Source organism: Micromonospora sp. CA-246542, from assembly GCF_050942905.1.
In the GTDB taxonomy this organism is placed as follows: domain Bacteria; phylum Actinomycetota; class Actinomycetes; order Mycobacteriales; family Micromonosporaceae; genus Micromonospora.
Genome location: NZ_CP192040.1, coordinates 1,773,453 through 1,793,688, shown reverse-complemented (window position 1 = coordinate 1,793,688; position 20,236 = coordinate 1,773,453). Strand labels below are relative to the sequence as shown.

Annotated in this window: 16 protein-coding genes and 1 pseudogene; 6 read left to right on the top strand and 11 right to left on the bottom strand. The window is 72.9% G+C overall.

Going from position 1 to position 20,236, the window contains the following annotated elements; all coding sequences use genetic code 11:
• Positions 1-259: 259 nt before the first annotated feature.
• From hemQ to hemE, 3 genes are read right to left on the bottom strand one after another with little or no spacing between them, the layout of a single operon-like run.
• Positions 260-961 carry a hydrogen peroxide-dependent heme synthase gene (gene hemQ, locus ACQP0N_RS08400; protein ID WP_355051715.1) on the bottom strand — a complete coding sequence of 234 codons (702 nt, stop codon included), beginning with the start codon at positions 959-961 and terminating at the stop codon, positions 260-262.
• Positions 958-2,367, bottom strand: a complete 1,410-nt coding sequence (hemG, locus tag ACQP0N_RS08395) for a protoporphyrinogen oxidase (RefSeq protein WP_433118908.1) — start codon at positions 2,365-2,367, stop codon at positions 958-960. Before hemG ends, hemQ begins: the two co-directional genes overlap by 4 nt.
• A 7-nt stretch (positions 2,368-2,374) precedes the next feature.
• Complete coding sequence (gene hemE, locus ACQP0N_RS08390) at positions 2,375-3,472, bottom strand: uroporphyrinogen decarboxylase (protein ID WP_433118906.1); 1,098 nt, start codon at positions 3,470-3,472, stop codon at positions 2,375-2,377.
• A 136-nt stretch (positions 3,473-3,608) separates the two neighbouring features.
• Between hemE and ACQP0N_RS08385 the strand changes: the two genes are divergently transcribed.
• Complete coding sequence (locus ACQP0N_RS08385) at positions 3,609-4,181, top strand: DUF3000 domain-containing protein (protein WP_357122786.1); 573 nt, start codon at positions 3,609-3,611, stop codon at positions 4,179-4,181.
• A gap of 31 nt (positions 4,182-4,212) precedes the next feature.
• Here ACQP0N_RS08385 and ACQP0N_RS08380 read toward each other — a convergent pair whose 3' ends face one another.
• Together ACQP0N_RS08380 and ACQP0N_RS08375 are read right to left on the bottom strand one after the other, a co-directional pair.
• Positions 4,213-5,058, bottom strand: coding sequence for a hypothetical protein (locus tag ACQP0N_RS08380; protein ID WP_433118904.1), 846 nt, complete (start codon positions 5,056-5,058; stop codon positions 4,213-4,215).
• A gap of 146 nt (positions 5,059-5,204) precedes the next feature.
• A complete protein-coding gene (locus ACQP0N_RS08375) occupies positions 5,205-6,407 on the bottom strand; it encodes a S1C family serine protease (RefSeq protein WP_433118902.1) in 1,203 nt (400 codons plus the stop codon).
• A 210-nt stretch (positions 6,408-6,617) separates the two neighbouring features.
• Here ACQP0N_RS08375 and ACQP0N_RS08370 point away from each other — a divergent pair.
• The 4 genes and pseudogenes from ACQP0N_RS08370 (at position 6,618) to ACQP0N_RS08355 (ending at position 12,529) form a co-directional block, all read left to right on the top strand.
• Positions 6,618-7,942: pseudogene (locus tag ACQP0N_RS08370) on the top strand (ribonuclease D).
• 284 nt (positions 7,943-8,226) lie between these two features.
• Positions 8,227-9,423, top strand: coding sequence for a thiolase family protein (locus ACQP0N_RS08365; RefSeq protein ID WP_433118900.1), 1,197 nt, complete (start codon positions 8,227-8,229; stop codon positions 9,421-9,423).
• Positions 9,420-11,480, top strand: a complete 2,061-nt coding sequence (locus tag ACQP0N_RS08360; RefSeq protein WP_433118898.1) for a 3-hydroxyacyl-CoA dehydrogenase NAD-binding domain-containing protein — start codon at positions 9,420-9,422, stop codon at positions 11,478-11,480. The genes ACQP0N_RS08365 and ACQP0N_RS08360 overlap by 4 nt, the downstream gene beginning before the upstream one ends.
• Positions 11,481-11,647: 167 nt before the next feature.
• Positions 11,648-12,529, top strand: a complete 882-nt coding sequence (locus ACQP0N_RS08355) for a hypothetical protein (RefSeq protein WP_433118896.1) — start codon at positions 11,648-11,650, stop codon at positions 12,527-12,529.
• A gap of 60 nt (positions 12,530-12,589) precedes the next feature.
• On the opposite strand, the gene ACQP0N_RS08350 is transcribed toward ACQP0N_RS08355, so the two are convergent.
• Positions 12,590-13,093, bottom strand: coding sequence for a levansucrase (locus ACQP0N_RS08350; RefSeq protein ID WP_433118894.1), 504 nt, complete (start codon positions 13,091-13,093; stop codon positions 12,590-12,592).
• Positions 13,094-13,247: 154 nt separating this feature from the next.
• Between ACQP0N_RS08350 and ACQP0N_RS08345 the strand changes: the two genes are divergently transcribed.
• Positions 13,248-15,230, top strand: coding sequence for a M36 family metallopeptidase (locus ACQP0N_RS08345; protein ID WP_433118892.1), 1,983 nt, complete (start codon positions 13,248-13,250; stop codon positions 15,228-15,230).
• Positions 15,231-15,285: 55 nt separating this feature from the next.
• Here ACQP0N_RS08345 and ACQP0N_RS08340 read toward each other — a convergent pair whose 3' ends face one another.
• From ACQP0N_RS08340 to ACQP0N_RS08320, 5 genes are all read right to left on the bottom strand, one after another.
• Entirely contained in the window at positions 15,286-15,684 is a 399-nt protein-coding gene (locus ACQP0N_RS08340) for a VOC family protein (RefSeq protein WP_433118890.1), read from the bottom strand.
• Between the two features lie 39 nt (positions 15,685-15,723).
• Positions 15,724-16,905 (bottom strand): sensor histidine kinase, encoded by a 1,182-nt coding sequence (locus tag ACQP0N_RS08335; RefSeq protein WP_433118888.1) that lies wholly within the window; start codon positions 16,903-16,905, stop codon positions 15,724-15,726.
• A complete protein-coding gene (locus tag ACQP0N_RS08330; protein WP_355053305.1) occupies positions 16,902-17,570 on the bottom strand; it encodes a response regulator transcription factor in 669 nt (222 codons plus the stop codon). The genes ACQP0N_RS08335 and ACQP0N_RS08330 overlap by 4 nt, the downstream gene beginning before the upstream one ends.
• Positions 17,571-17,647: 77 nt before the next feature.
• Positions 17,648-18,931 (bottom strand): PQQ-binding-like beta-propeller repeat protein, encoded by a 1,284-nt coding sequence (locus ACQP0N_RS08325; RefSeq protein WP_433118886.1) that lies wholly within the window; start codon positions 18,929-18,931, stop codon positions 17,648-17,650.
• Positions 18,928-20,205: a PQQ-binding-like beta-propeller repeat protein gene (locus ACQP0N_RS08320; RefSeq protein WP_433118884.1), complete on the bottom strand. Its 1,278-nt coding sequence runs from the start codon at positions 20,203-20,205 to the stop codon at positions 18,928-18,930. Before ACQP0N_RS08320 ends, ACQP0N_RS08325 begins: the two co-directional genes overlap by 4 nt.
• Between the last annotated feature and the right edge of the window lie 31 nt (positions 20,206-20,236).

Genomic DNA, 20,236 nt, shown 5'->3' with positions numbered 1-20,236 from the left:
TGGAGTTGTGGTGGTTGACAAAGCACCCAGCGACGGGCAAATCAGGCACCACAACTCCATGATCGACGAGATCGGGCAGCCGGTGCGGCGATCTTGCACTTTCGGTTGCCAGATCGCGACCTATGTCCCTTTCGTCGCGACAGAAAGTGCAAGATCGCGGGGAAGGGGCAGGGGCAAGATCGCGAGGGCCGAGGGCCGAGGGGCGAGGGCTGGGCTGGGCGCGCGCCTGGGCGGGGGTGAGGGCGGCGGGCGGCGAGGGTCAGACCAGGCAGTTGACGATCTCGGCGACCGAGCGGCGGCGGCCCGTGTAGAACGGGACCTCCTCGCGGACGTGCCGGCGGGCCCCGGAGGCGCGCAGGTCCCGCATCAGGTCGACGATCCGGTGCAGCTCGTCGGCCTCGAACGCGAGCATCCACTCGTAGTCGCCAAGCGCGAACGAGGCGACCGTGTTGGCCCGTACGTCGGGGTAGCCGCGCGCCATCTTCCCGTGCTCGGCCAGCAGCTCACGCCGCTCGGCGTCGGGCAGCAGGTACCACTCGTACGAGCGCACGAACGGGTAGACGCACAGGTAGGGGCGGGCCTCCTCGCCGGCCAGGAACGCCGGGATGTGGCTCTTGTTGAACTCGGCCGGCCGGTGCAGCGCCATCTGCGACCACACCGGGGTCAGCGCCCGGCCCAGCGTCGTGCGCCGGAACCGCAGGTACGCGTCCTGGAGGGCGTCGCTCGACGCCGAGTGCCACCAGATCATCACGTCCGCGTCGGCGCGCAGGCCGGCCACGTCGTACACGCCCCGGATCACCACGTCCTTGCCGGCCAACTCGTCGAAGAGGGACTCGACCTCACCGGTGACGTTGTCCCGCAGCGACGGCAGCGTTCCGCTGGCCCGGAACACCGACCACATCGTGTAGCGGATGCTGTCGTTCAGCTCCCGTAGCCGGGCCGCGTTGGTCTGCTCGGTCATCTCGCCGATCCTCCCAGTGCTGTGATGATCTCGTCGGCCGCCGTCTCGCCGGAGCGGACGCAGACCGGTATGCCGACACCGTCGTAGCCGGCGCCGGCGAGGACCAGGGTGGGGTACGCGGCCCGCAGCGCCATCCGCACGGCGGCGACCCGGTCGGCGTGCCCCGGGGTGTACTGCGGCAGCGCGCCGCCCCACCGCTGCACGTGCCCGTCGACGGGGGCGGGCAGCGGCGTGTCGAGCACCGCCGACAGCTCCCGGTGCACCGTCGCGGCCAGGTCGGCGTCCGGGCGCTGGAGCTGCCCCTCCTCGCCGTAGCGGCCCACCGAGGCGCGCACGAGCGCCAGCCCGTCCGGCCGCCGCAGGTGCCCCCACTTCGTGGTGAAGAACGTCGCCGCCTTGATCAGCAGCCCCTCGGTGCTCGGCACCAGGAAGCCGGACAGCTCGGGCAGCGGCGGCTGCGGCAGCGCCAGGGTGACCAGCGCGACGCTCGCGTAGTCCAACTCGCCGACGACCGACGCGGCCTGTGGGGCCGGTCCGGCGAGTAGGCGGGCCGCCGGCCGGGCCGGCACCGCCAGCACCACGGCGTCCACGTCGACGCTCTGCGGGTCGCGGGTCGGACCGACGGTGAGCCGCCAGCCACTGTCGGTCCGGGTCACCTCGCGCACGGCGGCGTCCCGCCGGATCGTCGCGCCGCTGGCCGTCACCGCCGCGTCGATGAGGGTGCCCAGCCCGCCGGCCAGGGTGCCGAAGACCGGGGCGCCGGGCGCGCGCGGGGCGGCGGCCTGCGCGGCCCGGACCGCGCCGACCAGGGTGTGCTCCACCCGCGCCGTACGGGCCAGCGCCGGCATCGTGGTGACCAGGGACAGGTCGTCGGCCCGGCCCGCGTAGACGCCGCCGAGCATCGGGTCGACCAGTCGGTCGACCACCTCGTCACCGAAGCGGGACCGGACCAGCGCGCCCACCGAGACGTCCGCGTCGGGCCCGACCAGCGGCCGACCGCCGTCGACGTCGGCGTCCGCCGCCGGGCGGGCGACCGCCGCCACCCGATCCAGATCCCCGGGTACGCCCACCAGCGTCCCGCCCGGGATGGGGCGCAGCCCACCGTCGACGACCAACGCGGCCTGCCCGACGGTGGGGTGCACGATCTTCTCGGCCAGCCCGAGCCGGCGGGCCAGCGCCACCGCCGCGCTCTCGGCGCCGGTGGGGTCGCGCATCAGGAACGACTCGGCGCCGAACTCCACCGGTCCACCGGCCAGCGAACCGGTGCGCAGCTTGCCACCGAGCGCGCCGGACTGCTCGTACACGGTGATCTCGGTGCCCTCCGGCGCGCGGTCGCGCAAGCGGACCGCGGCGGCCAACCCGGCGATCCCGCCGCCGACCACCGCCACCCGCCAGGGCTGCCGCATCGCCTTCTCAGCCCTGGTCGGCCCGGCGGCTGGACACCTCGTGCACCAGCGCGACGACCCGGGTCAACACGTCCGGGTCCACCTCCGGCAGGACACCGTGGCCGAGGTTGAACACGTGTCCGGGGGCGGCCCGGCCCTGCTCGACGATGCGGCGTACCTCGGCCTCGACCACCGGCCACGGCGCGAGCAGCACGGCCGGGTCCAGGTTGCCCTGCACCGCCTTGTCCGGTCCGATCCGGCCGGTGGCCACGTCCAGTGGCGTACGCCAGTCGACGCCGACCACGTCCGCGCCGGCCTCACCCATCGCGCCCAGCAGCTCGGCGGTGCCCACCCCGAAGTGGATGCGTGGCACACCGGCGTCAGCCAACCCGCCGAGCACCTTCGTCGAGTGCGGCAGCACGTAGCGGCGGTAGTCGGCCTCGGAGAGCGCGCCGGCCCACGAGTCGAAGAGCTGTACGGCGGACACCCCGGCCTCGATCTGCACCCGCAGGAAGGCCAGGGTCACGTCGGCCAGCCGGGCGCAGAGCGCGTGCCACAACTCGGGGTCGCCGTACATCAGGGCCTTGGTCTTGGCGTGGGTTCGCGACGGGCCACCCTCGACGAGGTAGCTGGCCAGCGTGAACGGTGCCCCGGCGAAGCCGATCAACGGGGTGTCGCCCAGCTCGACCACGAGCTGCCGGACGGCCTCGTCCACGTACGGGACGTCGTCGCGGCTGATCGGGCGGATCCGCTCGACGTCGGCGGCGGTACGGACCGGCTCGGCGACCACCGGGCCGGTGCCCGGCACGATGTCCAGGTCGATCCCGGCCGCGGCGACGGGCACCACGATGTCGCTGAACAGGATGGCCGCGTCCACCCCGTGCCGGCGTACCGGCTGGAGGGTGATCTCGGTGACCAGCTCCGGGCGGCGGCACGACTCCAGCATCGGCACGTTGGCCCGGATCTCCCGGTACTCCGGAAGGGAGCGTCCCGCCTGGCGCATGAACCAGACCGGGGTGTGCGGGCCGGGCTGGCGTCGGCACGCCCGAACGAAGGGCGAGTCGGCCGGGCCGCCGGGGCGCGGGTGTCCGTCTCGGGCGGCAGTGCCCGTGGTATCCGTGGTCATCGCCGCAATCGTGCCACGCCGCCCGCCTCGGACCGGGTGGGGGTGAGAGGAAGGGCACGTTCCACACCCGGACGCCCCTCGCGAGTGTCGGCGCGCCGTCGAAGCGGGCGGCCACGCGGCGGCATAGGCTGCCGACATGGCCCCCCCGATCGCGCTCCCGGAGACCTTCGCCCGCGCGGTCGCCGGGCTGCGGTCGCCGGCGCCCCGGCCGGAGATCACCCTGGAGGAGGTCGGCGCGCCCCAACGACTCGCGCCGTACACGTTCGCGCTCTCCGCGACGGTGCTGCGCGACGGCGACGAGGTGGCCACCGGGCGGCTGATCCTGCTGCACGACCCCGCCGGGCACGAGGCGTGGCAGGGCACCCTGCGGTTGGTCACCTATGTGACGGCCGAGTTGGAGGTCGACCTCGCCGCCGACCCGCTGCTACCCGGGGTCGGCTGGACGTGGCTGACCGACGCCCTCGACACCCAGGACGCCCGTCACCGCGCGATCGGCGGAACGGTCACCCAGACCATGTCGACCCGGTTCGGTGACCTGGCCGGCCCACCGACGGCCGGCGACATCGAGATCCGCGCCTCCTGGACACCCGTCGACGACAACCTGGCCCCCCACCTGCTCGGGTGGTGCACCCTGCTCGCCTCGACGGCCGGTCTGCCCCCGCCCGGGGTCACCGCGCTCGCCGACCGCCGCCCGGCCGCCACCGCCTGAGGGCGGGGGTGGCAGCGGGCGGCGCGGCGGATCAGAGGTAGTTCTCCGCCTCGTCGCAGACCTTGTCGAGGCCCTTCATCGCCGCGTCGTACTTGCTCTTGTTGCCGGCCGCCGCCGCGCCCAGCGCCGTGGTCAGCTTGTCCAGGCAACTGGCGATGACCTTCTTCTGTCGGGCCTGCTCGTCACGGTCGTTCCGGGTGCCGGTCAGATCCTGCTCGGTGTTGTCGAGCTTGTCCTGCATGACCTGCAGTTCGGTCTTGAGCCGACCGATCTCGGTGGTGTTGGCCGCGATGGTGCCGTCGCGCTGGCTGACCTGGGTGGTGAGACGCTTCTCGGTCCGGTTCAGCTCGTTGTTCTTGGTCACGAACAGCCCGGTCATCACCCCGCTGACAAGGAAGAGCAGCGTGGCCACCAGGGCCAGCACCAGCACGGCGCGGCTCCGTCGCGGGGCCGGCGCTGCGCCGTACGGCGCCATACCCGGCGGGCCCGACATGGGCTGCCCGTACGCCGGACCGGAGACCGGCGGGCCTGACATGGGCTGCCCGTACGCCGGGCCGGAGACCGGCGGCGCCGACATCGGCTGCCCGGCGTACGGCGGGGCGCTGGCCGGGTAGGCGGCCGTCTGGCCGGTGCCGTACTGCGGGGCGGCGTGGCCCGGGGCGTACTGCTGCGGCGGCATCGCCTGGCCCGGGGCGTACTGCTGCGGGGCGGGCTGACCGGTCGGGTACTGCGCGGTCGGTTCGGTGCCGGTCGGCTGGGGCGTCGTCGCGTGCGGCACCGTCGCGTCGGCGTCGGGCGCACCGGCCGGCGGGGTGGCGGCCGGCGGCGTCGGCGCGGCGGGCGGGGTGCCCTCCGGGCCGGTCGGTGGCTGGGACATGTTTCTTCCTCCAGGTGAGCGGGTCCTCCGCCGGTGGGCGCGACGGACCGGATGCAGCGTCGGATTCGTCCGGGGCCGAGGACCCGGACGGGGTTGGGAGACGGCCGGGAGGGCCGTGTGGTGGCGCGGGCGGCCGAGGCCGCGGGTCAGCAGATCTTGAAACCGTCGCAGGCGACCTTGATCGGTACGGCCAGCCCGATGCCCTCGGCGTCGCGAGCCTTGGCGGTGGCGATGCCGACCACCTGCTTGCTGCCGTTGATCACCGGACCGCCGGAGTTGCCGGGGTTGATCGGCGCGTCGAACTGGATGGCCGGGCCGGAGCCACCCTGGGCGGCACGCAACGCGCTCACCACACCGGTGGTGACGCTGTCCTCCAGGCCGAGCGGAGCGCCGACGACGACGATCTGCTGGCCGGACTTCACGGCGGTGGGCGCGGTGACCAGCCCGGTGAACTTGCCGGTGGTACGCAGGTGCGCCACGTCGTTGGTCTTGTCGACCTTGACGATGGTCGCCGGGAAGCGCTGGTCCGTGCGCTCCAGGAAGACCTCGCGTCCGCCGCCCTCCCACACCGACTCGACCACGTGGAAGTTGGTGAACAGGTTGGTGCCGCCGCCGGCCGCTGGCTTGCCCACCGCGAACGCGCTGCCGGTGAACTGGCCGGCCCGTACCCGGAACACGCTGGGCAGCACGGCGCTGGCCACCGCCTCCGGGTTGAACGCGGCGCCGGCCTGCTTCTCCAGGGCGTCCGCGCGCTTCTCCAGGCCGTCGAGGCGGGCGCCGTCGCCGTCCTGGGCCTGCGCCAGCCGGCCGTCGGTGGCGGCGAGCCGGTCACCGAGGCGGTCGAGCTGGTACGCCTGCACACCGACCACGGCGGCCAACGCGACGACGAGCACCGTGGCCAGCACGACCGGCCAGCGGCGTCGGGTGGGCCGCGTCGGCGGCGGGGTGACACCCGGCCAACCGGGCTGGCCACCGGGGTACGGCGGCGCGCTGGCCAGGTCACCGGCGGGCGGGTAGCCACCGCCGTACGACGCGGGAGCGACCGGGGCGTACGCCGCGGGCCCCGCCGGGTAGGGCGCCTGTCCCGGCGGCGCGGCGGGCGGGCCGGCCGGAACCGGACCCTGACCCCACTGCCCGCTGTTGGGCGGCGCCGACCAGCCGGTGCGGGGCGTCGGGACGGCCATGGGTTGCTCGGTGCCGCCCGGTGTGCCGGACCAGGTGGCGCCGACCGGTGGATGCGGTTCGATGCGCGGGGGCAGCGGACCGGGCCGTTCGGCGGCTGAACCGCTCATGCCGTCCGGGTCGGCGCCCATCGGTCGCCCGTCGCCCGCACCGAAACCAGCCGTCATGATCGTCTTGCCCTTCCCCGTGATCTCCCCGTGCGGCCGTCATCCCGGATGTCACCCGATCGGGGCCGACGGCTCGATGGACCGTACCTGCGCGAACGGGCTTTGTCTCCCCCGATGTCCGGCATCCGAAAGGACGCCTTGCGGACACCTGGTCGACACACGCCGGACCGGCTGCGCACGCGAGATCGGTGCGCGCACTAGGGTTGGCAGGTGACCGACGAACCACCCCTGCGCCGTCGGCCCACCGCAGAACCTCCGGGACACGCACCCCAGCACCCGCCGTCGGCCCAGCCGCAGCCGGCGGGCGAGGGGCCCGACCCGACCGACGGTGGGCCCGTTCCGCTGACCGCACCGCGTGACGGCACCCCCGAACCGGTGGCCACCCCGGCCGAACTCGCCGAGGTCGTGGCCCGTTTCGCGGCGGGCACCGGCCCGGTTGCCCTCGATGCCGAACGCGCCTCGGGCTACCGCTACAGCCAACGCGCGTACCTCGTGCAGCTACGCCGCGCGGGCGCCGGCACGGCGCTGATCGACCCGCTGCCGCTGCCCGACCTCAGCACGCTGGACGCGGCGATCGGCGACGCCGAGTGGGTGCTCCACGCGGCCAGCCAGGATCTGCCGTGTCTGGCCGAGGTGGGGCTGCGCCCACGCCGGCTGTTCGACACGGAACTGGCCGCACGGCTGGCCGGGTTCGAGCGGGTCGGTCTGGCCGCGCTGACCGAGCAGCTACTCGGCTACACCCTGGAGAAGCACCACTCGGCGGCCGACTGGTCAAATCGTCCGCTGCCCGAGTCGTGGCTGACCTACGCCGCACTCGACGTGGAGATGCTCACCGATCTGCGCGACGCGCTCGACGCCGAACTGGCACGGCAGGGCAAGTCGGCCTGGGCCGCCGAGGAGTTCGCCGCCCTGGTCCGTACCGGCGCACGCCCGCCCCGGGTCCGCGCCGAGCCCTGGCGGCGCACGTCCGGCATCCACCGCGTGCGAGGGCGCGGGCTCAGGCCCGGGTCCGCTCCCTGTGGTACGCCCGGGACCAGATCGCCGCCCGACGGGACGCCGCGCCCGGTCGGGTGCTGCCCGACTCGGCCATCGTCGCGGCGGCCGAGCTGGACCCGAAGGACGAGAAGACGCTGCTGACGCTGCCCGGCTTCGGCGGCCGATCGGTCCGCCGGCTGGCCCGTACCTGGCTGGCCGCGCTCGACGACGCCCGGGAACTGCCGGACGACGCCCTACCGGTCACCCCGACGGTGGAGGGGCCACCCCCACCGCACCGGTGGGCCGAGCGGGACCCGGTGGCGGCCGGTCGCCTGGCCCGCTGCCGGGAGGTGGTGGTCCGTCTCGCGGGCGAGCACAACCTGCCCCCGGAAAATCTGATCACCCCGGATTCGGTACGTCGGCTGGCCTGGACTCCTCCGGAGGAGATCACCGAGGCCACGGTGGCGGAGGTACTTCGCGGCTTCAACGCCCGCGAGTGGCAGATCGCCCTGCTAGGCGCAGAGCTCACCGAGGCCCTGGCCCCCAATCCCATCCCCTAACCCACCCCCTCCCGCCCTTTCCCCCGCACCGCGGGCCGCCGTTGATCATGAAGTTATTGCCATCGCCATCGGCGTGGCGTGACAACAACTTCATGATCAACATGGCCAAGTGGGGTGGGGCCGCTGGGCCCGGTTGTGGGGTGGGCCACAGTGGGGCGTGGGGACGGGGTTGGTTACTGGCGAGTAGCATTCCGGGTGACGTGCCCCGCCCGGCCGACGCTCGTTCGGTCCGGAGCGCCGCCCAGCGGTGCGGAGGCCGAATTGTGGTCGATTAGGAGGCTCAAGTGCCCCGTGAAGTTCGGGATGTCGTCTTCGTCGACGGCGTCCGTACCCCATTCGGCAAGGCGGGTGGCATGTACGCCAACACCCGCGCCGACGACCTGGTGATCCGCTGCATCCGGGAACTGCTGCGGCGCAACCCGCAGCTTCCGCCGGAGCGGGTCGAGGAGGTCGCCATCGCTGCCACCACCCAGATCGGCGACCAGGGCCTCACCATCGGCCGTACGGCCGCGCTGCTGGCCGGCCTGCCCAAGACCGTGCCCGGCTTCGCCATCGACCGGATGTGCGCCGGCGCGATGACCGCCGTGACCACCGTGGCCAGCGGCATCGCCATGGGCGCGTACGACGTCGCCATCGCCGGCGGCGTCGAGCACATGGGCCGCCACCCGATGGGTGAGGGCGTCGATCCCAACCCGCGCATCGTCGCCGAGAAGCTGGTCGACCCGTCCGCGCTGGTCATGGGCGCGACCGCGGAGAACCTGCACGACCTGGTCCCGCACATCACCAAGGAACGCACCGACGCGTTCGCGCTCGCCTCGCAGCAGAAGACCGCCAAGGCGTACGCCAACGGCAAGCTTCAGGACGACCTGGTGTCGATGTCCATCCGCGACACCGAGGGCGGCTGGGGTCTGGCAACCGTGGACGAGGCCCCGCGGGACACCTCGCTGGAGAAGCTCGCCACCCTGAAGACCCCGTTCCGCCCGCACGGCAAGGTCACCGCGGGCAACGCGGCCGGCCTGAACGACGGCGCCACCGCGAGCCTGCTCGCCGACGAGGCCACCGCCCGCGAGCTGGGCCTGCCGGTCGCCATGCGGCTGGTGTCGTTCGGCTTCGTCGGGGTGGAGCCGGAGGTGATGGGCGTCGGCCCGATCCCGTCGACCGAGAAGGCCCTGCGCCTGGCCGGGCTCAGCATCGACGACATCGGCCTGTTCGAGCTGAACGAGGCGTTCGCCGTACAGGTGCTCGCCTTCCTCGACCACTTCGGCATCGCCGACGACGACCCGCGGGTCAACCCGTGGGGCGGCGCGATCGCCATCGGCCACCCGCTCGCCTCGTCCGGCGTACGGCTGATGACGCAGCTGGCCCGCCAGTTCGCCGAGCACCCCGAGGTCCGCTACGGCGTGACCGCGATGTGCATCGGCATCGGCATGGGCGGCACGGTCATCTGGGAGAACCCGAACTGGGAAGGTGGCGACAAGTGAAGGCACCGAACGAGGTCGTCACCAGGGCGCTGCTGCGTCAGGTGAACGTGCCGGGGCTGGACCGGCCCGCCGCCCTGATCACTCTGGACAACGGCTTCGACCACACCAAGCCGAACACCTTCGGCCCGGCCGGTCTGGCGAGCCTGGACGAGGCGATCAGCGCCGCGCTCGCCGCCGACCCGGCGTTCATCGCGGTCACCGGTAAGCCGTACATCTTCTGCGTGGGCGCGGACATCGTCGGCCTGCCGCAGCTCGCCGACCGGGCGCAGGCGCTGGAGATCGGTCGGCTCGGTCACCGGGTCTTCGCCCGGCTCAAGGACAGCAGCGTCCCCACGTTCGCGTTCGTCAACGGCGCGGCCATGGGTGGCGGCCTCGAGCTGGCGCTGCACTGCCACTACCGGACGCTCTCCGGCGGCGCGGCCGCGCTGGCCCTGCCCGAGGTCTCCCTCGGTCTGGTGCCCGGCTGGGGCGGCACGCAACTGCTGCCGAACCTGATCGGCATCCCCGCCGCCACGCAGGTGATCATCCAGAACCCGCTCATGCAGAACAAGATGCTCAAGCCGAAGCAGGCCGCCGAGCTGGGCATCGCGGACGTGCTGCTGGAACCGGCCGACTTCCTGGAGCGCTCGCTCGAGTGGGCTGCCGGTGTGGTGCGCGGCCAGGTCACGGTGACCCGGCCCGAGGTCGACAAGGACATGTGGGCGGGCGTGCTCTACTTCGCCCGGGAGACGCTGAACCAGCGGCTGCACGGCGCGGTACCGGCCGCGTACAAGGCGTTGGACCTGCTGGAGACCGCCAAGGACGGCGACTTCGCCGCCGGCACCGCCGCCGAGGACGAGGCCCTCGCGGACCTGGTCTTCTCGGAGGAGCTGCGCAGCGGCCTGTACGCCTTCGACCTGGTGCAGCGGCGGGCCAAGCGCCCGGCCGGCGCACCGGACAAGGGCCTTGCTCGCACGATCACCAAGGTCGGCATCGTCGGCGCCGGCCTGATGGCCAGCCAGTTGGCGCTGTTGTTCGCCCGCCGCCTCCAGGTGCCGGTCGTCATGACCGACCTGGACCAGGCCCGGGTGGACAAGGGCGTCGGCTACGTACACACCCAGATCGAGAAGGCCGTCACCAAGGGCCGGATGGACAAGGGCACGGCCGCCAAGCTGTACGGCCTGGTCAGTGGCACGGTCGACAAGAGCGCCTTCAGCGATGCGGACTTCGTCATCGAGGCGGTCTTCGAGGACCTGGGCGTCAAGAAGCAGGTGTGGGCCGAGCTGGAGAAGATCGTCTCCCCGGAGGCGGTGCTCGCCACCAACACCAGCTCGCTGTCGATCACCGAGATGGCGGCGGAGCTGGAGCACCCCGAGCGGGTGGTCGGCTTCCACTTCTTCAACCCGGTGGCGGTGCTGCCGCTGCTGGAGATCGTCCGGGGCGAGCGCACCGACGACGCCACCCTGGCCACCGCGTTCGCGGTGGGCAAGCAGCTCAAGAAGTCGAGCGTGCTCGTCAAGGACGCCCCGGCGTTCGTGGTGAACCGGCTGCTCACCCGCTTCCTGGGCACCGTCTTCGCCGCCGTGGACGCCGGCACTCCGCTGGACGTCGCGGACAGCGCCCTGGACCCGCTGGGCCTGCCGATGCGGCCGCTCGCCCTGCTCCAGCTCGTCGGGCCGGCCGTGGCGTACCACGTGGGCGGAACCCTGCACGCGGCGTACCCGGACCGGTACGGCGTCAGCGAGAACCTGAAGCGGATCGCCGACTCGGGTCAGCCGCTCGTCGTCGACGACCAGATCAACGCCGAGGTCGCGAAGCTGCTGGTGGTGGGCGATGAGCCGCTGACCGCCGAGCAGGTACGGCAGAACGCGCTCGACGCGCTCGCGCAGGAGATCCGGCTCATGCTGGACGAGGGTGTGGTCGCCGAGGCGCAGGACATCGACCTGTGCATGATCCTGGGCGCCGGCTGGCCGTTCCACCTGGGCGGCGTCACGCCGTACCTGGACCGCACCGGCACCTCCGAGCGGGTCACCGGCCGGCGGTTCCTGCCGCGCGGGGCGGCGAGCCTGCCCGCCTGACCGATCAGCTCCACCGTCGCGGTGGCCGGACCGTCCCTCGTGGACAGGGCCGGCCACCGCGACCGTTTGCGGGTGGTCGCGGTGGCCCGCGGGACCTGGCCGGTACCGCACGGTCGCCCTGGCCGGGTTACGATCACGCGTTTCGCACCCCATCCTGGAGCTGACTGATGTCCCAGCCACCGGCCAACCCCTTCGGGCCGCCGCCGCACGACTCCCCCGTCCCGCCGTACCAGCCGGGCCAGCCGGCAGCGCCGTACCAGCCGGGCCAGCCGGGCCAGCCGGCAGCGCCGTACCAGCCGGGGCCGCCGGCAGCGGAGCAGCAGCCCGGCCCGCCGCAGCCCGGTTGGCCGCAGCAGCAGGGCTTCCCGCCTCCGCAGCAGCCCGGCGGCTGGCCACCGCAGCAGGGATTCCCGCCTCCGCAGCCGGGGCAGCCCTACGGGGGCCCGCACCTGGCCGGTCCGCCGCCGAAGAAGTCGAACGTCGGCAAGATCCTCCTGATCGTGCTGGCCGTCGTGCTCGTGCTCTGCCTCGGCGGCGCGGCGATCACCTGGTTCGCGGTCAAGGACGAGGTGGGCGACGTGGTCGACGCCACCAAGACCCGGGTCGTCGCGCCGGCCACCCTCGCCGGCCGGGCCAAGAACACCGACCCGCAGTTGCAGACGGTCGCCGACCAGATGGTCACCCAGATGAAGACCGAGGTGCAGAACGAGACCAGCACCGTCGGCGCGTTCTACGGCGATCCGACCAAGCAGGACCTCGTCCTGATCGCCGCGGTGTCCGGCGTGATGGCCGACCCGAAGAAGGAGCTGGACGAGGCGGTGACCGGGCTCTCCAGCGAGCTGTCGGTGACCAACATGGCGGCGGTCGAGGCGGGGCCGTTGGGTGGCGACGCGCGCTGCGGCGACGGCAAGGCCGAGAGCGTGCCGCTCGGCGTCTGCATCTGGGCCGACCGGGGCAGCGTGGGCCTGGTGGTCATGTACTTCAAGACCGCCGAAGAGGCCAAGGCGGAGTTCGTCGGCGTCCGGGGTCAGATCGAGCAGCGATCCTGAAGGAACGCACGACCGGGCCCCGACCACCCGAGGGTGGCCGGGGCCCCGCCCTAACCGCCGTCAGGCGACCGGGAAGTACGCGTCGAGCTTGCCGCGTAGGTGAGCCGCGTAGATGAAGCCGAGCGCGGGGCTCCCCCGGAAGGCGGCGGCGGCGCCGGTACGGGCGTCCACCGCCACCGGACGGGCCAGCGCGGCGAACTTCAGCCGCTGCTTCTCCTGTGCCCACGCGGCGGCGGCCGGCTCGACCTCGAGGCCGACCAGGGCGGGGAGCACCGCCACCCCGTTCTGGAAGCCCCGCAGCTGACCCTTGCGCGCCAGCACGTAATCCATCGCCGAGGTGCTGAACGCCTCCAGGACGTCGGCCGTCACCCGCATCGTCGGCGCGGCGATCGTGAACAGGTGCAGCTTGGTGGCCATCCACCGCATCCTGAAGTCGCCCCGGTAGCCGATCAACACCGGCGTGCCACCCCAGTCCTCGGTCCGCACCTCGCAACCGTCGGCCCGCAGCCGCTCACCGGTCGCGGTGAGGTACGCCTGCACCGGCTCCATCGCCGTCGTGTCCATCCGCCACACACCCTTCACCCTGCTGTGGCCGCTCATCTAACAGCACCGGTCGCGTACCCCGCCACCGCCGCGATCGCCGATCAAGTGGATGTCCATTACGGACCTTTAGCGTCTGTCGCGTCATTGATGCCTGCATGAGTATTGGAGTACGAGAGTGGGCTCAACCATCATCCGACGCGGTGTCGCCGCGGCGGCGGGCGTCCTGCTCGCGTCCGCGCTGCTGCCGATCAACGCGCAGGCCGCGCCCCCCGGCGCCAGGGTCGCCGAGGCGGCGAACTCGCTGCGGGCGAGTCTCGGCGCGGAGGGCATCGTCGAGATCGACCGCGACACCGCGACGCTGCGGCGGCTGGCCCGGCTCGACGGTTACCTGACCGGGCCGAGCGCTGCCACTCCCGAGCGGATCGCCCGCGAGTATCTGGCGGCCCATCGCTCGGTCGTCGGCCTGACCGTCGCCGAGATCGCCGCCCTGCGGCTGCGCAAGGACTACGTCGACATCGAAGGCACCCACCACCTGAGCTTCGTGCAGCGCGTGAACGGGGTCGACGTCGTCGGCAACGGCCTCAAGGCGCACGTCAGCAAGGATGGCCGGCTGATCGCGGTCGACGGCGTGCCGCTGGCCGGGCTGCCCGCCACGCTCGGCGCGGCGCGCGTGGACGCCGTCGCCGCCCACCGAGCCGCCGTACGCACCGTGTCGGGTGCGACGGCCGCGGCCGTGCGCTCCCGGACCACGTCGTCCGCGACCTTCTCCGACGGCGGTCGCGCCCGCCAGGTCGTCTTCAACACGAAGGCCGGCCCGAGACTGGCCTGGGAGGTGATCGACATGGACGGGGGCCACCTCAGCGTGGTGGACGCGGCCGACGGCAGCGTTCTCTTCCAGCGGAGCATGGTCGCCAACCACCACGCGACGACGTGGCAGAACTACCCGGGAGCCCCGGTCGGCGGAAGCCAGCGCACGGTCGACCTGAACCGGTGGTTGCCGCCGAACGCGACCCGGCTGGAGGGCAACGTCGGGCACGTCTACTCCGACGTGAACGCCGACAACGTGGCCCAGGCGTCGGAAGAGGTCGCGCCGAACGCCGGGAGCAGCTTCGATTTCCCGTTCACGAACTTCTCCGACCAGGTCGGCGCCCCGTGTTCGGCGCAACGGCAGTGCTCGTGGAATCCGGCGGTGCCGTACTCCTGGCAGACCAACCGCGAGCAGAACGCGGCGCAGCTCTTCTCCTTCCTCGGCACCTGGCACGACCACCTCGCGGCCGCACCGATCGGCTTCACCCGGGCGGCCGGCAACTTCGAGGCGGTCGACGGCGATGCGGTGGTCGCCGAGGCGATGGACGGCGCGGACACCGCCAACGGTCTGCCGGACAGCGACCACGACAACAACGCCAACATGACCACCCCGCCGGACGGCATGGCGCCGCGCATGCAGATGTACCTGTTCGTCAAGTCGGCAAGCGTTCTCGCCGGTAACTCGGGAGACACCGCGGACATCCTCTACCACGAGTACACCCACGGACTGTCCGACCGGTTGGTGGTCGACGCCAACGGCAACTCGACCCTGATCAGCGCCCAGGCGCAGGCGATGTACGAGGCGTGGAGCGACTGGTACGGCCTGGACTACCTGGTCGACAGCGGTCTCGAGCGGGACGACGCCGTCGACGGTGACGTACGCGAGGGCGACTACATCCTGGGCGGTCGTTCGGTGCGTAGCGAGGCGATGGACTGCCCGGTGCACAGCACCGAGCCGGTGTGTGCCGGCAACCCCGCCGCGGGCACGGGCGGCTACACCTACGGCGATTACGGCAAGATCCGCAACTCGTCGACCGTGCCGGGGACCACCGAGCCGGAGATCCACGCCGACGGTGAGATCTGGGCACAGACGCTCTGGGACCTGCGGGCCGCGATCGGCAGCCGCCTGGCCCGCTCGCTGATCACCCGGGCGATGGAGCTGTCCCCATCGGATCCGTCGTACCTGGACATGCGCGACGCGATCCTGCTGGCGGACCGGGTGGTGAACCACGGTCGCGGGCAGCGGGAGATCTGGCGGGTCTTCGCCGCGCGTGGCATGGGCGTGCACGCGAGTACGGACGGCGCCGGCGACACGACTCCGACCGAGGACTTCTCGGTGCCCCGGCGCTGACGCGCCGGCACGGCTATGGCGGGGCGTCGCGACTGCGGCGCCCCGCCATACGGCACTAGCCCGCCGGCCCCGCCGGGGTCGCCGCCCGCTCGGCGGCGCTGCGCAGCACGCAGAACTCGTTGCCCTCCGGATCGGCGAGCACCACCCAGCCGGCGCCGTCCGGCCTGGTCTGATCGTCGACGAGGGTCGCGCCGATCCCGAGCAGCCGCTCGACCTCCTCGGCCCGGGTCCGGTCGGCGGGCTCCAGGTCCAGGTGCAGCCGGTTCTTCACCGCCTTGCCCTCGGGCACGGCGAGAAACAGCACCTCCGGGCCGCCGGGCGGCAGCAGCATCGCCTCCGGGTCACCGGGGAGGTCGTCCGGCTGCATCGGGCAGTCGAAGACCTTCGACCAGAAGCCGGCCAGGGCGTACGTGTCGGCACAGTCGATGCTGATGTTGTGGATCGTCGAACTCACAGTGGTCCTCCACGAGGGGTGATGTAACGCAATCGTCGCTCAGCCGCTGATGGCCACCGGCCCGGGTACCGCCGGGGCGTCCACCGCCGGCAGCGTGACGGTGACCTCCAGGCCACCGCCGGGTTGGGCGACCACCCGGACCGTTCCACCGTGCGCCTGACAGACCGCGCGGACGATGGACAGCCCCAGGCCCGAGCCGCGCGCGCCGGTACGTTCCCGGCCGCCGCGCCGGAACGGCTCGAACAGCCCCGGCACGTCGGCCTGGTCCACCTCGAAGCCGGTGTTGCCCACCACCAGCCACGAGCGGTCGCCATCGGTGCCCGTCTGTACCCACAGCCGGCCGTGCAGGTGGTTGTAGCGGACGGCGTTCTCAATCAGGTTGCCGGCCAACCGGTCCAGCAGCCCCGGGTCGCCGACCACCGGGGCGGACTCCAGTGACGTCTGCACCCGCAGGCCGATCCGGTCGACCTCGCGGCGCATCGCGGACAGCGCGTTGGCGGTGCCCGTGGCCAGGTCGCACTCGCTGCGCCGGCCCAGCCGACCTCCGGCCTGGGCCTCGCTGCGGGCCAGCACCAGCAGCGCGTCCACCAGGCTGTTCGCGCGCTCCGAGGCGTCCCGCACCACGGTCGCCATCCGGCGGTACTCGGCGGCGTCCGCGTCGTCGTCGCTGAGCGTCACGTCGATCTCGGTACGCATGACGGCGAGCGGGGTACGCAGCTCGTGCGAGGCGTTCGCCACGAAGCGCTTCTGCGCCTCGAACGCGGACGCGATCCGGTCCAGCATCGCGTCGAACGTCTTCGCCAGCTCGGCCACCTCGTCGTCCGCGCCCGAGTAGCCGATGCGCTGGTCCAGGGTCGCCTCACCGAGCCGCTGGGCGGTCGCGGTGACCTGGTGCAGGGGTCGCAGCGCCCGGCCGGCCACCGCGTACGCGCCGGCGACCCCCACCACGCTGATCGCCAACAGCGCGACCAGGCCCTTGGCCAGCAACTCCCCGGAGGCGGAGTCGACGAGTTGGCGCTGCCACTGGGCGGCGTCCAACTCGCCGCCGTCGGAGAGCAGCACGGTCGTTCCGGGCAGCAGTTCATCGGTGGGCCGCAGCGCGTCGCGGACCAGCAGCCAGGCCAGCAGCACCAGGATCGCGCCCGCGCCGACCAGCAGTACGCCGTTGAGCAGCGTCAACCGCAGCCGCAGGGTGGGCCGCAGCCGTCCCGGCCGGCTCACGGCAGCACCTCGGCGGTGCGGTAGCCCGCCCCCACCACCGTCTCGATCAACGGCGGATCGCCGAGCTTCTTGCGCAAGGTCATGACGGTCACCCGGACGATGGTGGTGAACGGGTCGGTGTTGGCGTCCCAGACCCGCTCCAGCAGCTCCTCGCTGGACACCACCGCGCCGCGGGCCTTGAGCAGCTCGCTGAGCACGCCGAACTCCTTGTTCGTCAGGTCCACCGGCACACCGGCGCGGGTGGCGACCCGGCGGGCCGGGTCGAGCACCAGGTCGGCCAGTTCGAGCACCGGCGGCGCGGCCGGAGTGGCCCGCCGACCCAGCGCCTGCACGCGGGCGACCAGCTCGTCGAACGCGAACGGCTTGGGCAGGTAGTCGTCCGCGCCGAGTTGCAGTCCCTCCACCCGGTCGGCCACCGTGCCGCTCGCCGTCAGCATCAGCACCCGGGTCAGCGCCCCGGAGGCGGCGAGGTCGGCGCAGATCTGGTCGCCGTGCACGCCGGGCAGGTCGCGGTCGAGCACCACCACGTCGTACCGGGTGACGAACGCCGCCTCGTGGCCGGCGTCACCGTCGTACGCCACGTCGACCGCCATGCCCCGCTTGCGCAACCCGCGCGCGATCGCGTCGGCGAGGTTGCGTTCGTCCTCGACCACCAGTACCCGCATCCCGGCCTCCTCGCTGCTGACCACCGACAACCTAGTGCCGGCGGGCAAGCAATCCTCCCTCGTGGGGCCGCCGGTGGTCAGCTTGGCAACCGCCACAACCCGAAGTTGCCGTCCCGCCGCCGGCAGAGCAGTTGACCGGTGAGGGTCTGACACTCCCCGCCCGCCCCCGGCAGCACGTCCAACGTGCGCACGGTGCCGGCACGGACGTCCAGCCGGGCGACGAGCAGCCCGCCGCCGGGGTGTCGGCGTACGCCGATCAGAGGACCGTCGGAGGCGTACTGCGCCACCTCCCACCGTCCCAGCTCCGCGAGCACCCGGCCGGTCGGTGGGTCGAGCACGACGAGATTCTCGACGCCCGACGGGGAGCTGCCCACCGAACTGGCGAGCAGCCGACCGGCGGACGGCCAGACCCATCCCCAGCGATCGTCGCTCCAGCGCGGCGCACCGGTCGCGGCGTCGATCGTCCGTACGCCGCCGGAGCGGGTCAGCACGCAGATGATGGCGCCGCAGTCGCTCGCGAACATCGCCTCGCCGGACGGGACGCTCCAGCGCTGCCGCAGGTCGTCGAGGCCGTACGCGGTGATCATGGCCGTACGGCCACCGATGGTGACGAGCAGGTCGCCCAGCGGCTGCACGGACACGACGCCCGAGCCGCCGGGCGGGCGGACGTCGGCACGGGCCAGGACGGCGCCGGTGGCCGCCTCGCGGATCTCGGTCGGCCCGTCGGGGTGGCGGAGCACCAGACGGTCCACCCCGTACCCACCCTCGTGGAACGACAGGTCGACGCCGGGATCGACGGACATCTGCCAGCGCACCGTGCCGCAGCACGGATCGACGGCGCGCAGCGCACCCCCGTTCTCGCCCGCCGACCACAGCAGCAGAGCGCCGTCGGAGAGCGCGGTGACGTTGCCGGGCTGCTGCCACCGGTACGCCCCGGTCTGGCGGTCCAACGCGATGGTGAGCGTCCCCTGCCCGTCCGCGCCGACCTCGTGGCCGGTGACCAGCAGCGTCTCGCCCTGCTGCGCAACCCCCCAGTACCGACCCTCGGTCGGTAACGACGCCCGCCAGGCCAGCTCGCCGCCGGGCAGGCGGGTTGCCCTGACCTGCCGCTGTCCCGGCTCGGACAGCGGTTCCACGAGGACGAGCAGGTCGTCAGTGACCAGCGCGTCGGAGCCCGGCCCGGCCGGCAGCGTCATCACCTCACGCGGGGCGGTCGGCGTCGACGCGGCGAGGCCGACGAGCACCAGCAGCGCGACGAGCGCCGTACGGAGCGGACGCCCCCTGCTCGACGGTGGGCGGGGCAGCGGATCGGGGTCCGATCCGTCCCGCAGCTCCCCGAGGTCGATCACCGCATCGCTCACCGGGACAACCTCCAGAGTGCCGTCGAGCCGTCGAGCCGTCGACAGAGCAGGATGGGCCGCGCCGCCTGACACCCGCCCGCCGCCTCCGGCAGGACGTCCAGGATCCGCGTCCGGCCGGCGGTGAGGTCCAGCTCGGCCACGACGAGCCGACCGTCGGACGTCGGGCGTACACCCAGCAGCCCGTCCTCCTTGCGTACCTGGTTCACGAGCTGCCACCGGCCCAACTCGGCGCGTTCCCGTCCGGTCCGCGCGTCGCGCACCGCGTACTGCTGCTCGGACGTGGCCACCAGCAGCCTGTCCCGCCGGACGTCCACCAGCATGTCCGGCCCCGGGTCCGACCAGCGGACGGCGCCGGTGGCGGGTTCGATGGCCTGGATGCCGCCGGTCTGCTGGACCGCGCACAGCAGATCGGCGCACGGTACCGCCCAGGCCACCAGCGGCACCGGCGACGTCCAGACCCGCTCCATCGCGGGCAGCCGGAAGGCGACCAGCTCGGTGCTGCCGGGTGGTACGAGCAGCACCAGATCGTCCACGACCTGCACCCGCTGGAACGCCGAGCGATCACCGGGCAACGTGTCGACGCTGTGTCGCCGGGCTCCGGTGTGTGCGTCGTACACCTGCACCTCACCGGTCGGCTGGACGAAGACGATCTGGTCGACCTGCCCGCCCCGCCGGTGGAATTCGGTGCCACCGAACGGAACCGGCACCGACCACAGGAGCCGGCCGGTGTCGGGCGTCACCCGACTCACCGTGCCCAGCGCGTCGCCCGTGTCATTGGCGAGGAGCATGCCCCCGTCGGTCGCCCGCTGGGCGATCCCCGGGTGACGCCAGCGCCGCTGGCCGGTCTGCGCGTCGAAGGCGGTGGTCTCCAACACACCACTGGCGACGCCAACACCCACCGCCAGCAACATTCCGCGTTGGATCCACACGGTCACGTAGTCGCCGCTGCGATCCAGCGCCACGCGCCACCGACGCCGTACGCCGTCCCCACCCGCGGGCCCGGGCTGGTCGTAGACGCTCAGGTACCGGTCCCCGGTGGGCGTGGACGCGTCGACCACCACGACGCCGTCCTCGGTGAGGTACGCCGAGGCGCCCGGCGCGGTCGGCACCGACGTGACGGCCCGGTGCCGGGCCGGTGTCGCGCCAGCGAGGGCGACCAGGGCAACCACCAGCACGGCCACGGTACGCACGGGTCGGCCGGCGGCGCGCGGCGGGCGGACCGGCGGCAGCGACGGAGGCTCGTCCCGGATCTCGCCCAGCTCGATGATCGACAAGGACCGTCCCTCCATCGCCGGCGCAACCGAC

Bases quoted from the DNA above. Each gene is read 5' to 3' on its own strand.
- hemQ (WP_355051715.1), bottom strand. From the start codon at position 961: ATGACCGAGCAGACCAACGCGGCCCGGCTACGGGAGCTGAACGACAGC.
- hemG (WP_433118908.1), bottom strand. From the start codon at position 2,367: ATGCGGCAGCCCTGGCGGGTGGCGGTGGTCGGCGGCGGGATCGCCGGG.
- hemE (WP_433118906.1), bottom strand. From the start codon at position 3,472: ATGACCACGGATACCACGGGCACTGCCGCCCGAGACGGACACCCGCGC.
- ACQP0N_RS08385 (WP_357122786.1), top strand. From the start codon at position 3,609: ATGGCCCCCCCGATCGCGCTCCCGGAGACCTTCGCCCGCGCGGTCGCC.
- ACQP0N_RS08380 (WP_433118904.1), bottom strand. From the start codon at position 5,058: ATGTCCCAGCCACCGACCGGCCCGGAGGGCACCCCGCCCGCCGCGCCG.
- ACQP0N_RS08375 (WP_433118902.1), bottom strand. From the start codon at position 6,407: ATGACGGCTGGTTTCGGTGCGGGCGACGGGCGACCGATGGGCGCCGAC.
- ACQP0N_RS08355 (WP_433118896.1), top strand. From the start codon at position 11,648: ATGTCCCAGCCACCGGCCAACCCCTTCGGGCCGCCGCCGCACGACTCC.
- ACQP0N_RS08350 (WP_433118894.1), bottom strand. From the start codon at position 13,093: ATGGACACGACGGCGATGGAGCCGGTGCAGGCGTACCTCACCGCGACC.
- ACQP0N_RS08330 (WP_355053305.1), bottom strand. From the start codon at position 17,570: ATGCGGGTACTGGTGGTCGAGGACGAACGCAACCTCGCCGACGCGATC.